Origin of the sequence: Sphingobacterium sp. UBA7253, from assembly GCF_002472745.1 — a bacterium.
In the GTDB taxonomy this organism is placed as follows: domain Bacteria; phylum Bacteroidota; class Bacteroidia; order Sphingobacteriales; family Sphingobacteriaceae; genus Sphingobacterium; species Sphingobacterium siyangense.
Map to the genome: position 1 here is coordinate 1 of NZ_DKSP01000060.1, position 15,709 is coordinate 15,709.

Sequence of the window (15,709 nt, forward strand, 5' to 3'; positions counted from 1 at the left end):
ATAATAATTTTATTAGATTCAGTTATGATAAATATAATGTTTATCCGAAAAATATTAGGAGCAACTATGTTTCATACAGATCCATGAGTTATAATCAATCTTCCTCAATATCGGCAGGCTTTAGTAATAGCCCGTATTATGGTACATATTATTTGAAAGAAATAAATACATCGAATAATATCAAGATTGAGCTGAAGAGAATAAGTTCTAGCGATTATAAACTGGACTATATTAGCTTATTTCAAAGAAGCAGTCTTTTGCGTAAAATGATATTGGGACGAAATGGATCATTTTTAAAAACGGCTAAAATATTTGATGGTAACTCAGTTCAGCAAGGTCAAGGTTATATTCTCAGTTATAATAGAGAAAGCGAATATGCGAGCATAATAGCTTCATCTATTCCTGATTATTGGGGCTATTATAAGTTATTATATGGAAGTGTACCTCCTTCAACAAATATTCCACGATTTTGGTATAGCCTGTATTGCGATTTTTCAGGCTCATTTACAAATATGTTTACCAACAGCCTGGATGCTTTATTGACTGACTATAATAGAGATAGAACCGTTACTGACGATTCCGCAATCGCATTTTCGTTGAATACTGTCCAGTTTCCAACAGGAGGTGTTTTGAGGATGGGATACGAAAGTTCCCTCCACGATAATAAGAGGATAGGTATTCGCTTAAAATATCTATCTAATGGAGAAGGTAATTTACGGGATTCCATCGTATATTCCTATGAAGGTTCCCATATAGAATATGACATTGCTAACCAACAATATTATGTCAAAGAATCTGTTTATGGATTTGTACGCCCTCCTTATACGCAAAGATGGTTAGGTAGGTCAATGCAATTTAATGATAAACTTTCTTCAGATCTTCAAAAGGTTTACAATGAGGAATCTCCTGTTAGATATTCCAAGGTCACCGAAAATTATTATGTCAATCAATCCTACAAAGGTGCCGCACAATTTGAGTACAGCACATTTCAGCGGTATTCGTTTTCTACTTTTGGGGGTGGGGCTCCTTATAAATCGGTGGGAAGGATATTTTTTTCCTCAAATTACATGGGCTCTAATGGGCTGATGTGTTCAACGATGGAGCTGGAAACGTCTCCACGTCAATTCCCGGATTTTTTTGTAAGTACAAACTATTTAGGAAAGGAGATTAATTTGCTTAAGAAAACAGATTTTAAGTATGAAAATTCAATTCTTACTCCTGTTAAACGGGAAACATATAATTATCAACAGATATTAACACCTGCATACAACAGTTTAAAAGTTAGACTATTTCTTGAGGGAGAGTCAACTGAATATGATGAAGTTTATTCTTTTAGTGGTTTAGATTCCTATTTCAGTTATGGAACCTCCAGCCTCTATGGCTGTAGCAGTACATTGGTGAGTAAGAAAACCGAAACGTTTGATGGTACGGCGCCCCTGGAAGAAAGCGCGATCTATAGTTATAATAATGATCAGCAATTGATGAGTCAAACCTTGTCAACCAGTGATGGAAGAAATCGGAAGGATATATTTGTTTATCCCGCTAATTATTTATCGGGTGTTGCATGGATTGATAATCTGATTAGTAGAAATGTAAGATCACCTTTTCTTGAGAAAGTGTCTACGATTGATGGAAAAGTAGTTGCAGGAATTATCAATATATATAATTCAAATAGTTTACTTCAAACGGTATCAAAACTTAAGCTTAGCCAGCCTGTTGCATTGTCATTGTTTAAATTTAGTAATCGTGTTTTAGGAGTTGAACCGCCAACCGGAACATTATCTACTTTCTCCTCAGATAGTCGTTATGCGAAAGATTATGAAATTATATCCTATAACAATTATAGTAAGCCCCAGGAGCTAAAAAAGTTAGATGATGCTATCACGGTTTATCTTTGGGGTTACGGTGGCCAATATCCAATTACTGAAATCAAGAATGCGACCTATGCTGAAGTTGTGTCTGTGCTTACCCAAGCTACAATTGACAACCTGAACAGCATTAGTCAGACTGAAGCGACAATGGAGAGCCTGATCAAGGCAGCATCAGATAAGCTCCGCAGTGATTCCAGACTGGCTAAAGCGATGGTGACAACGTATACCTATAAACCCTTGGTTGGTATGACCAGTAAGACTGATGGCCGTGGAATAAAGGAAACCTATACCTACGACGGTATGCAGCGTCTGCAGGCGGTCCTTGACCACCTGAACCATGTAAACAGGTCTTTTGATTACCATTACCGTTCCAACTAAGCCTAATTGATTATGAAAAAGAACTTTTTAACACTGATATCCTTATTCGGGTTTGTTGCAGTACAGGGACAGCGGCTCCCGCAGGATACCTCGCTGAGTTCCTATAGCAACCAGATCAATATCCAGGCTCTCAGGAGCATTACGCTTACCAATGGCTTTTATATTCCTGCCCCCGCGGCAGGCAAAACTGTTACGATCAGTATTGTGGGCTTTCAGAATCTTGTGAGTACTCCTACAGCCGGACAGAATTATATAATGACCAAAACGTTCCGTAGTCCAGGTGTTACACTTGCTACATTGAATGCGCAGCGTACAATCGGAGATGAGAATCAGAGTATCCAGTACTTTGATGGTCTAGGAAGGCCTAGCCAAACGGTGCAGCTGATGGCCAGTCCAACGTATAAGGATATCGTCCAGCATATTGAATATGACGGATTTGGTCGTGAGTCGACGAAATATCTGCCCTATGGCGAGAAGTCAGGCAATGGTAGTTTCCGGGCTTCAGCAAAATCGACACAGTCGGATTTTTACAAAGATGGGGTAGGCTGGGATGCGGCAGCGGTGAAGACGCCGAATCCCTATGCGGTTACCGTTTTTGAAAACAGTCCGCTGAACCGCGTACTGGAACAGGGTGCTCCGGGTGCAGCCTGGCAGCCATTGGCAGTCTTGGGTACCGGACATACAGTAAAAACAGGTTATGGTACCAATACGGCTACGGGACTTGATGTTGTAAAGCTATGGACGGTAACGGCGAGCGGAGCCAGCGGTACGACGAACTACTCAGCGGGAAAACTCTACCGTACCACCACCCGGGATGAGAATACTGTCAATACGACCGATCGCAGTGGATCGGTGGACGAGTATAAAGATTTTGAGGGACGTGTTGTTCTCAAGCGGGTGTGGGAGAACGAGAGCAAAGCGCTGAATACCTATTATGTTTACGATGACTTTGGAGACCTGCGTTATGTAATCCCTCCTGCAGTGACGGGAACGAGTGTTAGTGAGCTTTCTACTGATGCGACATTTGCAAATTTTGACAACTATGTTTATGCCTATAAATACGACGGACGTCGGCGAGTGATCAAGAAGAAGATTCCCGGCAAAGGCTGGGAATACCTTGTTTACAACAAGAATGACCAGGTGGTATTCACACGTGATGCCGAGCAGCTCAAGCGTGAGGAGTGGAGCTTTACGAAATATGATGCATTCGGCCGTGTGGTGATGACCGGTGTTGAGAGAGGCCACGTCGGCGATAATCATGATTATCTGCAGCAGGCTTTGGCCGACTTTACAGGGCCTATGTGGGAAGATCGGGGCAGTGTGATGGAAGGGTATACGAACAATACCATCCCGCAGAATACGGATAATTTGACCATATTACAGGTCAATTACTACGATGACTATACCTTTGCCGGAGCGACTACACTTCCTGCGAGCGGGATCACAAAGAGTACTAAGATCAAGTCACTGCAGACGGGTACTAAAGTCTATCGGACAGACGGTGCCCAGCCGCTGCTGACGGTAATGTATTACGATGATTACGGGCGGGTGATCCAGAGTGCCTCAAAGAACCATCTCGATGGGACGGATTATGTGACCAATATCTATACTTTTCCTGGAGAGCTGGAGTTGCTACATTTGACCGGAGACTTTTTTAAAGGAAAAATTTACAACTAAAAGAGTTAACAATTAAATTTGAGGCATGGGTAAGCGACCACGTTTTTTTGATTCAGAATTTAAAATCATGGCAGTAGAACTGTCGTACGTAAAAGGGACAGCAGCATCAGCAGCGAAAGAGCTGGGTATAAATGAGTCTATGCTGGGTAAGTGGCGAAGGGATTCCAGGTTCAATTCACGTATTGATGAGTTGAATCTGAGAATTGATCTCAATTCCAGTGACACTAGCAGGAATCTAGAACAGGAAAACAAGTTGTTGAGAAAGGCATTAAAAGATGCCACAATTGAAAGAGATATTTTAAAAAAGGCCATCAGCATCTTCTCCAAGGGAGACCGGAACGATATAGCTTTATAGCAGATCATAAGGATAATTTTTCGGTTGGGAAGATGTGCAAAGTAATGCAAGTGAGCAGTAGCGGTTATTATGATTGGCAGAATAGAGATCAGGATATCTCCAAAATCAAGGCAAGGAAAGACCTTCTAAAAAAAATAAAGGCCAGCTATGACTCCAGTGACAGTACATATGGCAGTCCAAGGATTACCAAGGATCTACAACGACAGGGTATACAGATTTCACGCCCATGTGTAGCGCGGATAATGAGAAAGGAAGGTATCCAGAATATCATCCGCAAGAAATGGAAGATATCAACAACAGATTCGAAACATAAATTCCCGGTATGTGATAATATTCTGAACAGGGACTTTCATGCCGATCAGATAGGCACTAAATGGGTAAGCGATATTACTTATCTGAAAACAGGTGAGGGTTGGTTATATCTCACAGCTGTAATGGATCTCGCTGATAGAAAAATTATTGGATGGACACTTAGTGAAGGAATGTCAGCAGAGCAAACCTCTCTTGCGGCATTAGAGAGGGCTCTAAAAGCCAGAAAAGTAGAAAATGGTTTAATATTTCATTCAGATAGAGGTGTTCAGTATGCGTGCAATGACTTTAAAGACAAGTTAAAAGCATTAAAGATCGATGTTGTTCAAAGTATGAGCAGAAAGGGTAACTGTTGGGACAATAGTGCAATGGAAAGCTTTTTCAAAACGGCTAAAAGTGAAAAATTCAACCGTTACAACTTTAAAACCAGGCAAGAGGCTAAGTTATGTGTGTTTAGGTATATTGAGGGTTGGTATAATAAAGGCAGATTACATTCAGCAATTGGGTATAAGACACCTGGTGAGCTAGAATTGGAAATGGAAAAAGCTGCTTAAAAAGTCTCCGATTTACTATTGCAATTCCAATATTATGTTTATGATGATTTTGGAGATCTTCGCTATGTACTGCCGCCAGGATTTACGGGTACCACATTTTCGGAAACGGTTAGCGGAGATTTTTTTGAGCTTATTTATGCTTATAAGTACGATGCGCGAAAACGGGTTGTCAGGAAAAAAATACCGGGAAAAGGCTGGGAGTATTATGTGTATAACAATAATGACCAGGTGGTGTTCACACGTGACGCTGAACAGGTAGCACGTGGGGAATGGAGTTTTACCAAATATGACGCTCAGGGAAGAGTAATATTGACCGGAATAGAGAAAGGGCACACCGGTGATGACCAAAGCAGCCTACAGTCATCACTGTCATCCTTTACAGGCCCCCTTTGGGAACAGCGCGGATCGGCTATGGAAGGATATACCAACAATACGATGCCACAAAATACAGGCAATATTACAGTTCAGGCAGTCAACTACTATGATAATTATACTTCCATACCGGGTTTACCCTTTACGGATCATAGCACCTATAGTATCCGGACACAGAGCCTTCTGGTTGCCAATAAGTTGCTTGTACTGGATTCAAGTCCTGCAAAGTGGTTATGGACTGTCAATGATTACGATGATCAGGGCCGTATTGTGAAAGTGAGTAGCACAAACCATCTTGATGGCACCGATATCGTCACCAATGAATACAATTTTTCGGATCAACTGGTTAAGAGTACCAGGGTACACACACCGTCCACAGGGACGGCCGTTACCCTTTCAACGGGCAATGATTATGACCATCAGGGACGTTTGGTCCAGGTCAGAAAAAAGGTGAACAGCCAAACCGAGATTATCCAGAGTAAATTGGGCTATAACGAGATCGGCCAGCTTACAACCAAATCGCTTCACAGTGAGAATGGCGGTGGTAATTTTATGACCAGCATAGCTTATGCCTACAACGAACGTGGCTGGCAGACCAAAGCCAGTTCGGCACAGTTCACCTCATTACTGAACTATAATGTCAACGGTACCACAGTTCTTGCAAATGCACAGTACAATGGCAATATCGCACAGCAGCTGTGGGGATATGCCGCTACCACAAACAGTACTTTTAATTATAGTTATGATGCCCTGAACAGGTTGAAGAACGGTGTGAGTACGGGAACAGTGATGAGTGAGGCAATGACCTATGACGATATGGGCAATATCAGAACACTGATCCGGGACAATGGTACAATGATTACGTATGGATGTAACAATAGCGACAAGAGTAATCGGTTGAATACATTGTCCGGTGGTCTGACAGGATCGTTTACCTACGACCAGAACGGTAATGCAACCAAAGACCGTACAGGTATGCTGTTGACCTACAACCAGCTGAACCTTCCGAAAACCGTTATTGGAGGAGGAAAGAATATAGCCTATACCTATGATGCTCTTGGGACAAAATTAAGCCGTCTGTCAGATGTGGGCGGAATCAAGACACAACGGGATTATATCAGCGGGATAGAATACAGTAAGACAGGAACGGGTAGTCCGGTCATTGAGCGAATTGGTACCGAGGATGGTTTTCTGTTGAACAGTTCGGGGGCATATAGCTATTATTATAATCTGACGGACCACTTGGGTAATGTACGTGTAGTATTGAAAAAAGGAGGTACAGCTACGGTGCCAACTGCGGCAGTAATGCAAAAGCAGGATTATTATCCATTTGGAAAGACGAAGAGTATTGCAACGAGTATCGATAATAAGTATCTTTATAATGGCAAAGAGATGCAGGCTGACCTAAATGGCGGTACGCATACTTTGGGAAGTTCTTATATATTGGAGGGGCAATTGGATTATGGGGCCAGGTTCTATGATGCTGAAATTGGACGGTGGAATGTAGTGGATCCATTAGCGGAGAAATTTGATAGTCATACACCTTACAATTATGTGGGAGATAATCCGGTTAAAAGGATTGACCCGAATGGTGAAGACTGGTGGGATATTATCAAAGGTGCCGCTGTAGCCGTAGCTGATAATATGACACAAGGAGCACTCGATAATCGAAAGAGAACGTCCTATAATAGTGCTTCGGATTATAACCTTGGGCAAGATGCTGGCGACATTATAAGTGCTGGGGTTGGTGCTTTAATGACGATTGATGGAGCTAAGAATATTGCGGCGGGAGTTGTGGTTACTGTTGGATCAGGAGGAACCGCTAGTATCGTAAGTTTACCAGTTGCGGCAGCAGGATCAGCAGAAGTTGTAATAGGAGTTGGCACGCTTAAAAATTCAATGACTAATTTTGCCACTAAAAAAGGTAGAGTAACAGCGGAAAAATCACAAAATTTGGAGAAATCAAGGGATAAAGGTGTGCCAAACTCCCAAATCGGTCCATCTGGTAAACCGAAGGTTCATAACGTATCCAAGGCAAATAATAAGAGAGCGATGGACGCAGCTAAAAATAATCCTAAATCGAATACTAAACCTGTAAAACATTCTAGTGATAGTGGGCAAAAAACTCACTATCATTCAACTCGGGATGGTGAGAAACAAGGGGGTAAAGATAATATTCATTATGAAGATCGATCAACTAAAAGAAATAAATAAAATGTATAAATCTGTTTGGCTTGCTTTAGTCGACATCGAAGCAGGAAAGGGTAACATGTTTCATGAGCTTCTCGACTTTGAGGGGGAATTAGAAGAACAATATATCGGTGCTTGGGGAAATATTTTGGTTATTTGTGATAGAATAAATGAGGTGCCCGACATTATAGAAAAAGGGTTAAATGAACTGGGAATGAGAATTCTATTTATAGATAAAATTGAAAATATAGAATCACTGATAAATGAAAATGGGATTACAGAAGAGGTCATTGAGGAGGTTGATTGGTTGTTAAATTCCGACTATATTTTTAAGATAAGTGATAAACTCTTTCCCTATTCTGAACGCGAATGATGAATTTAAGGTTCAGATAGAAAATTATTGTATCCACCTAAAAAAACAGGTGATGCTTCGACATTTAAAGAAGATGGTACATCTATTGAGATTCATCATGAAGGACAAAATCCAGATGGTCCTTATAAAGAAATGCACAGAGATGACCATCGTAGAGGTGAAAATTATAGAAAAAATCACCCTCAGGTCAAAAGCCGCTTACAAAAGAGCAGCGTAGGCAATTTAACAAAGATAGACCGCAATATTGGAAAGCAGAGTTTCCAGACTTAAAAAGTAAATAAATTATGAATATAATTGAAAACGAGTGTGAACGGGTACTAAGAGAGTTGTATAGGTTTTCTGACGATATTATCAATTTTGGTAATCCAATAAAAGATAATAGATTGGAAATGTTAGAAGACGCATTGGATTATAAATTACCCATTGACTTTAAATATGTTCTTAAGAAACATAATGGAATTACGTTAATAGGAACAGAAATTTATGGGTTTGATGCAGCTTTCAGGGGCAACTCTTTAGAAAAAATATATGAATTTGAGCACAATATAGCAGATAATAAAATGTCTAGAGAATTTTTGCCTTTTTCCCCAGATGGAAGAGGTAATCATTATTGTCTTAATCTTACTAAGATAATAGATGGTGTTTGCCCAATAGTTTTTTGGCAGTGGGATTATGATTATCCAAGAATAAAGGATGTTGAGGAGTGTAATGGTAGTTTTTTAAGTTGGATAGAGGAAGTAATGCTAGAATGGAATTTGGAAAATTATAATTATGATGGAACTTCTAAGTAGTCGAAGGAATACCTAATAATCTTTTCTGTTCATGCATTTATGCAAAAGGAATGAGTACACGGGGCTTTGACGAGTTAATCAGCGAGATCTCTGCGACTGAAATATCACGTATTAACGAAAGTGCGCTCCCGGCAGTAAATTAGTGGCGAGGTAAGCCTCCTGAAGCCGTTCATGCCGTTGTATTTCTAGATTGCATGCACATTAAAGTCCTCTAGAATAGAACTGTCAAATCAAGGGATATTTATAACATTTTGGCAATCGGTTTGGACGGTAGAAAAGGTTAGATCGGTCTCTATGGCCCAGAAAAATAGGCGCAAAGTTCTGTTTTTCTGGACGTACCGATCTTAAAAAGCATGACGTTTAAGATATTCTTTTCGCTTGATTTGATTTGTGCCATGTTCAAAAATAAAAATGTTCTATTAATTTAACACTGGATACAACAGCTATATTACAACTAGCAACAAGTCAAACTCAATAGGACTCTTCTCCTTTTCTTCCATTCGTGTAAACCAAATGTTGGAATAAATCATAGACTGGCGAAATAAGCGGTTCTGTCTGCGATTAGAACATGGGGACCAAATTCATCACTAATCATTTTGCACTCTCGTGTAAAGATCAAGGCATCATAAAGAAATTTTAGGAACGAATTTTTACGTCTACAGCCAAAGGTGTCGCTACTCCTAAAGTATTAGTTGCTCTAATGCGAAATGCTTTTGTACCCGTATTATGATCAATCGTAAAATTCAGACCTCCAGATGTATATACGTTATTATTTATTCGACCAGCTTCAAGCCATCTCGTAGGATTGGAGTGTGTAGAAGAAACGATATGTGTGGCCGCAGACGCTACGTTACCCCTGGTGTAAGCTATTGAAACTTCATAATAACCTGACGCACCTACTGCGATTGGTTTGGCTGAAGCGAATTCAATAAAATCGCCAACCTTGAAATCTGCAGGAAAAGTAACTGTAGTCTGGAAATAATCATTCGCATTTTGCGCTTTGGCACAATAGCTATATCCCAATAGGAGTAGGATAATTGAAAAAATAAACTTATTCATAAAATATACTTATTTTGGTTAAAAACTATTACTCATTTGGAACATCGGCAAGTACATAGCGATGAGGATCAATCCAACGACCAAGCCCAAGAAGATAATAATAAAAGGTTCCAACAAACTGGATAGCGTAGAGGTCTTGTATTCGACTTCTTCCGTCAGCTGGGTTGCTATCTTTTCAAAGAAAAAATCCAACCGGTTCACCTCTTCCCCAACACGGATCAATTGTACCGTTTTGGCTGGATAAAAAGGGTATTTGGAAAGTGCAGCATGCAGGGATTCGCCCTGTAAAATTTCCTTCTCGGCCCCCTCCAAAGAATGTGCTATGGGATAAAAATCGGTCATTTGCTGCACCAGCTGGATAGATTGCAACAGCGGCGTGTTGGTGCTGACCAATAGACGCATGGTATTCGCGAAACGCGCTAAATGCACCTTTCTGATAATATCGCCAAATAAGGGAAGCCTTAACATTATCTTGGATGACCACTTGCGCCACCACAGCTGCCTTTGGTTGAAACGGATAACTACAATAAGACCAATAAGGACTAATACACCCCACCAGAACGTACGGTCCATAAATTGGGAGACTTTTAAAATAAAGGCCGTAATGGCCGGTAGCTCGCCGCCGAAACGTTTGAAAATATCGGAAAACATCGGTACCACAAACTTGAGCATAAACAGTACTGCGCCCATCGATGTGCTTAAGACAATGATGGGATAGGTGAGTGCCGAAATAATTTTACGGCGCTGCCCAATCTTGCTTTTGTAGAAAGAGGCCAATTCTTTCATGACCTCGCCAAGTTTTCCGGTCTCTTCTCCAATCCGTAAACTGAAAAATTCGTAATTGCTGAATTTTCCGCTTTTACGGATGGCATCTGATAGGCTGTCGCCCACAAGGACATTGCTCTTGATTTCTTGGAACAATTTGTTGTCCTTGTTATTTTTCTGATCCAAAAGAACAAGATCAAATGCAGTCTTGAGGTCAACACCCGATAAGAGCAGGGTACTGAATTCGACATAGAACTCTTCTTTTTTCTTGTCGGGAAGCTGGCCGTTTCCAAAGCTGATGTCTTTGTTCAGAAAGGCCAAAATATCGCCAGATCCTTCTTTTTTCTTAGGGGAAGTAGGCTGTTCAGGCTTTTTCTTATATTTTGAGATATCAATTGAAGGCATAGACGAAATACATTAATTAGTGATCTCCGATTCAAGCTGTAAAAGTTGCTGAGCCGAATAGATCTTATGGTAATCAAATTGATGTTCTTTATTTTCAAACCGGATATTCAGGTTAATATGATCCGTCAGTTCTTCCGATGGAAGATGCTGTATCCTTGGCGTCATATCCAGGTTGACAGTTTGGATCAAAAAAGTATCTTTTTCTACGGTGTTTTGATTTCTCACAATGAATTTAGGTGCAAACTCATAACTGATATTTCCGGATTCATTTTCGCAGATCAGACTATTTTCGCTTGTTTTTAACCAAACCGATCTACCAATGTCCTGTTCCAGCAGATGTTTGAAGAGGCTGTAGGAGAAACGCTCCTGTCGTTGCTTTTGCTGCCGTAGGAAGAGCTGTTGAAAATATTGAAACATATAGAAAGCCATACCGATACTGATGGCTGAAATCAGCATGGCAATGGTGAGTTCCATGAGGGTAAAAGCCTTTAACTTTTGTTTTCTCATTGTTGACCTCCTTCGGCTGTTTTATTTTCAATATAGCGTATCAGGCTATCGATTACCTTTCCTTCCTCGGAGATTGCATAAACGGCCAAGCGCAGGCGGTCGGGATACCCTTCAGCTTCTTGGAGCTGGTAGCTCAATTTTATACTATCCTGCAAGCTTTCCCCCTCGGTGTCGCCATCAAATCCATTGGCTTCCAGTTGACGGCTCCAAAGCATCATCTGCTCCGTTGTGCTCTTTCGTGTTTCACTTCTGGAAGCTTTGGTCAGGTTGACAAAAATAAGCATGCCTATGCCGAAGACGATCAGGATAATCACCATGGATACAAGTGTTTCCACAAGGGTGGAGGCTTTGATCCGAAGAATGTTAACTCCCATAGCTATACCACTTTAAAGGTTTATTGACCTGTTTTTTTTGATCGGCGATCAATAAATAGGAGGTCAGGAAATGGGGGGGTAGCTTGCTGCGGTCAAATTTAATATTGACCAAAAAATTCTCGTACATAGATGAAGGACTTTTGTAGAGAAAGCGGTAACAGGCTGTGCAGCCTACTACTTCTAATCCTTTGCTGTAGTCTAAAAGACCATAGACAATAAGATCCCCCAGGATCTTGCAGTCTTTTCCGAGGCTTGCCGCCGATGGCATATCGGAGCGTTTGGGCTCGTATAAGAGAACAGTTCCTGCGATATTGCAATTGTTGCCTATTCTTAAGCTTGTGCTTTTGCCTTCTCCGCCGATTACTGCTGCGGTCGATGGATACTGTAGGGAAACATTATCTTCCAATATCAATGAGTCGGTGGCAAAGAACTGCGCAGCGCCTTTAAATCCTTTTTCGATCCGTATGCATGGCGCGATCACCAAAATATCTTGTAAAAAAGCTGTGGCGGGAATGACAATTGTGGTGTCCGATAGTAATTGAATATTACCCATCAGACTATCGCTCATCTGTCCCTGGCCTGCACGTAGATGGTAATGTAGTGTTCGCTGATGGAAAGGGTTTTTATTTGTGGTACCTATAGGCATGATTTCGCCCTTCAGACTGTCTTGTTTGAGCAAGGCTTGCAGCGCTGTCAGGCGCTTGGTGTTCAGTGCCTGCATTTGCCGGTCGCTGTCTTTACTCTTTCCTTCAACGATCTTCTCATTGCCTTTAAAATATTCCCCATCAACATAAGATGGCCTGACCCCAGATTTGGGGATGAATGCTGTTCCTTTAATAACCGTTTCACCACTTACAGAAACTGGCCGATCTTCATCTGTGATATAGAGTACTGTTGAGTCTGTGGGCGCCGTACCTAATAAAGCAGTCTTCATGAGGGAATCGCGTTGCATATGTGCGCGGACGACGGCAATATCATAAAGTCCCCATTCGTATCTCGATAGATAGACCGAATCTCCCTGCTGGGTGATATTGGTCAGTGCGGTATCCAGGGCGTAGAGAAAATTGGTGGAGGTAACCAGACTAAATCCGGCATCAATCTGCTGTCTCAGCTGTTCTTTACGATTAAAACGGGCATCTTGATCCCGAAAAAAGAAAGCAAGATAGATCAAACTCCCCAAAAGTACCGACACGATAAGGGAAATGACCAACACCAGATATAATGCTGCCGCCTTGAGCATAGTTTTAGGAATTAGGGTGTTACAGGTTCGGGCTGATTCTCTTTCTTTTTAAACCATTTATTGATCTGGTCACCGATCAGCTTTCCAGTCTTGCGGAAGATATTGTTATTTTGGAAAGCTTCTTTGGAAATTTCCTTGCCCAGATCAAAGTATTGGTAACTAATGACACCGCTTGTTTGGTTCTCTATGCTGCCATGCAATTTACCCTCTTAGGGTTAGCTGTTTTGTATAACGTAAGTATTGATGCCGGCGGTAACTATACCTTAGTCCATAGCTTGGCCGGTTCTGATCTGTATTATAATGTCAATGAGTTGTATGTAAAAGTAACAAAAGATGCTAATTGGAGTGCATCTGATGGTCGCGCCCGTACACAGGAAGTCTACACCAATATTCAGGGGCAGGAAGTCCTAAAAAGAACATTCAACAAAAATTCCAGTGGAAATATTGAGATATTATCGACATATTACGTTTATGATGATTTTGGTAATCTTTGCTACACCCTACCTCCGGGTGCTCTACCGGACAATGCTGTAAATATATCTGGTAATGTCATTACGCAGGACATACTGGATAAATTATGCTATCAATATAGGTACGATGCGAAGGGTAGACCGATAGCGATAAAGAAACCGGGGATTGATTGGCAATATAGTGTCTATAATTCCCTTAATCAGGTCGTAGCTATCCAGGATGGTAATGACCGTTTGCGTAAGGAATGGTTTGTTACCAAATACGATGGCTTAGGACGAGTCATTATTAAAGGTGTTTGGAATAATAATAACACGGCTATATCAAGAAATGATCTACAGACTCTTGTCGACCAGCAGGCAAAACTTTGGGAAGAAAAGACTACAACAGGAAACGGCTATACAACAGTTTCCTGGCCTCAAACGATAACGCGATATAATCTCATCAACTACTACGATGACTATACTATACCGGGGATTCCATCGGGATATGCTTACCAAAGTTATGCGGGTAATCCTGCAGGAAGTAGCAAGCAGACTTACGATAAATTGACCGCCACCAAAACATGGCTACCAAATGGGACAACTGAACTATGGTCCGTACTCTTTTATGATGAGAACGGGCGGGTCATCCAATCGCAATTGGGACATCATCTAGCAGGTAAAGACATTGTTGATACAGAATATCTTTTTACCGGTCAGGTAAGTAAGGTAGCGCGAACACATAGTAGTAGTGTGGGAAGTTTGGTTATAGCCAACCGTTATGAGTATGACCATCATGGTCGTGAAATCAATCTTTATTCAAAGATTGGTGCAGATGCCGAGGTGTTGCTTAGACAAACTGTCTACAATGAATTGGGACAGGTAATCGATGTAAGACTTCATCAAAAGTCCGGGACCACGAGTTTTCTGCAGAGTTTAGATTATAGATACAACGAAAGCGGTTCGCTGATCTCGATAAATGATCCTGATCTTTTGGTCACCTCTGTTTCAAACGACGGAGACAGCAATAGTGGTCCTGATCTGTTTGGTCTTAAGCTAAGTTATCACGATGATCCGGTTGCTCCGCAGTACAATGGAAACATTGCGGCTATGCGTTGGAAGACCAGCCAGGTCCCGACTGTTCAAACTGTTGCCCCACCAAAAATGGGCTATCAATACCGATATGATGTACTAGATCGCTTAACCTCTGCTATTTCGGAGAAAAACGGAGTGGTGGACAATTCACATAATGAGACTGTTACCTATGATAGGGATGGGAATATCATCACATTAAAACGGAATGCGTTTACAAGCGGTGCTGTCCAGGAGATCGATAATCTAGCTTATACTTACGACGGTTACCGCACTAAGAAGATCGACGATCTGAGTACAGCAGCGAATAAGACGCTCGGTTATGATGATAAGCAAAAGGTCGCTGAGGAGCACCTGTATGACCTAAATGGAAATATGATAACCGATCTGAACAAAGGAACTACGATCATCTATAATGAACGTAATTTGGTTCAGCAGATTACATTTGGTACAAACCACAAACTAGAATTTCTGTATGATCGTACAGGAAGGAAACTTCAATCCAAATACACAAAAGATGCTGCTGTATATACGATAGACTATATCGGAGGTATCCAATATGAGCAAGGACAGATTGCTTTTATTCAAACCGATGAAGGACGAGCACGTAAAACTGGAACGAGTTACAGCTATGAATATGATATCACCGATCATTTAGGAAATGCGCGCGTTACCTTTACAGCTGATCTGACAAATCCGAACCAGCCTGTTGCCAAGGTGATCCAGCAAAATAGCGATTACCCATATGGTCTAGCCATGTATGGCGACGCGGTCAATAATTTGCATCTTTCTTATGTATCTGGAGAAAAAAGTAAATATCTTTATTCAGGAAAAGAGCTTTATGACCAAGGTGGGTTAAATTGGTATGATCATGGTGCCCGAATGTACGACCCGGCCCTTGGGCGCTGGTCTGTTACAGATCCGGCAAGTCAATTTGTTAACCCATAT

General features: G+C 41.3%; 14 protein-coding genes. 9 read left to right on the forward strand and 5 right to left on the reverse strand.

What is annotated here, in order from left to right; all coding sequences use genetic code 11:
• From B2X72_RS05425 to B2X72_RS05460, 8 genes are all read left to right on the forward strand, one after another.
• Positions 1–2,249 (forward strand): hypothetical protein (locus tag B2X72_RS05425; RefSeq protein WP_286848492.1); only part of this gene is annotated, 2,249 nt, incomplete at its 5' end.
• Between the two features lie 12 nt (positions 2,250–2,261).
• Complete coding sequence (locus B2X72_RS05430) at positions 2,262–3,926, forward strand: DUF6443 domain-containing protein (RefSeq protein WP_286709405.1); 1,665 nt, start codon at positions 2,262–2,264, stop codon at positions 3,924–3,926.
• Positions 3,927–3,951: 25 nt separating this feature from the next.
• Positions 3,952–4,281 carry a transposase gene (locus B2X72_RS05435; protein ID WP_286709406.1) on the forward strand — a complete coding sequence of 110 codons (330 nt, stop codon included), beginning with the start codon at positions 3,952–3,954 and terminating at the stop codon, positions 4,279–4,281.
• Positions 4,278–5,144: an IS3 family transposase gene (locus tag B2X72_RS05440; RefSeq protein WP_286709445.1), complete on the forward strand. Its 867-nt coding sequence runs from the start codon at positions 4,278–4,280 to the stop codon at positions 5,142–5,144. Before B2X72_RS05435 ends, B2X72_RS05440 begins: the two co-directional genes overlap by 4 nt.
• 18 nt (positions 5,145–5,162) lie before the next feature.
• Complete coding sequence (locus B2X72_RS05445) at positions 5,163–7,730, forward strand: RHS repeat domain-containing protein (protein ID WP_286848494.1); 2,568 nt, start codon at positions 5,163–5,165, stop codon at positions 7,728–7,730.
• On the forward strand, positions 7,699–8,079 hold the full coding sequence (locus tag B2X72_RS05450; RefSeq protein WP_286709408.1) for a hypothetical protein: 381 nt from the start codon (positions 7,699–7,701) through the stop codon (positions 8,077–8,079). Before B2X72_RS05445 ends, B2X72_RS05450 begins: the two co-directional genes overlap by 32 nt.
• Positions 8,080–8,106: 27 nt before the next feature.
• On the forward strand, positions 8,107–8,349 hold the full coding sequence (locus tag B2X72_RS05455; RefSeq protein WP_286709409.1) for an HNH/ENDO VII family nuclease: 243 nt from the start codon (positions 8,107–8,109) through the stop codon (positions 8,347–8,349).
• 14 nt (positions 8,350–8,363) lie between these two features.
• Positions 8,364–8,870 carry an SMI1/KNR4 family protein gene (locus B2X72_RS05460; protein WP_286709410.1) on the forward strand — a complete coding sequence of 169 codons (507 nt, stop codon included), beginning with the start codon at positions 8,364–8,366 and terminating at the stop codon, positions 8,868–8,870.
• Positions 8,871–9,506: 636 nt separating this feature from the next.
• On the opposite strand, the gene B2X72_RS05465 is transcribed toward B2X72_RS05460, so the two are convergent.
• Genes B2X72_RS05465 through B2X72_RS05485 form a run of 5 tightly spaced genes read right to left on the reverse strand, consistent with a single transcriptional unit; the run spans position 9,507 to position 13,220 of the window.
• On the reverse strand, positions 9,507–9,929 hold the full coding sequence (locus B2X72_RS05465; RefSeq protein ID WP_286709411.1) for a hypothetical protein: 423 nt from the start codon (positions 9,927–9,929) through the stop codon (positions 9,507–9,509).
• A gap of 18 nt (positions 9,930–9,947) precedes the next feature.
• A complete protein-coding gene (locus B2X72_RS05470; protein WP_286709412.1) occupies positions 9,948–11,099 on the reverse strand; it encodes a type II secretion system F family protein in 1,152 nt (383 codons plus the stop codon).
• Between the two features lie 12 nt (positions 11,100–11,111).
• Complete coding sequence (locus B2X72_RS05475; RefSeq protein ID WP_286709413.1) at positions 11,112–11,606, reverse strand: PulJ/GspJ family protein; 495 nt, start codon at positions 11,604–11,606, stop codon at positions 11,112–11,114.
• Positions 11,603–11,980: a PilW family protein gene (locus B2X72_RS05480; RefSeq protein WP_286709414.1), complete on the reverse strand. Its 378-nt coding sequence runs from the start codon at positions 11,978–11,980 to the stop codon at positions 11,603–11,605. Before B2X72_RS05480 ends, B2X72_RS05475 begins: the two co-directional genes overlap by 4 nt.
• The gene (locus tag B2X72_RS05485; protein WP_286709415.1) at positions 11,970–13,220 is read right to left on the reverse strand and encodes a hypothetical protein; all 1,251 of its coding nucleotides are present in this window, start codon (positions 13,218–13,220) and stop codon (positions 11,970–11,972) included. The genes B2X72_RS05480 and B2X72_RS05485 overlap by 11 nt, the downstream gene beginning before the upstream one ends.
• Positions 13,221–13,330: 110 nt before the next feature.
• On the opposite strand from B2X72_RS05485, the gene B2X72_RS05490 reads away from it, so the two are divergent.
• Positions 13,331–15,709 (forward strand): RHS repeat domain-containing protein (locus B2X72_RS05490; RefSeq protein WP_414711784.1); only part of this gene is annotated, 2,379 nt, incomplete at its 3' end.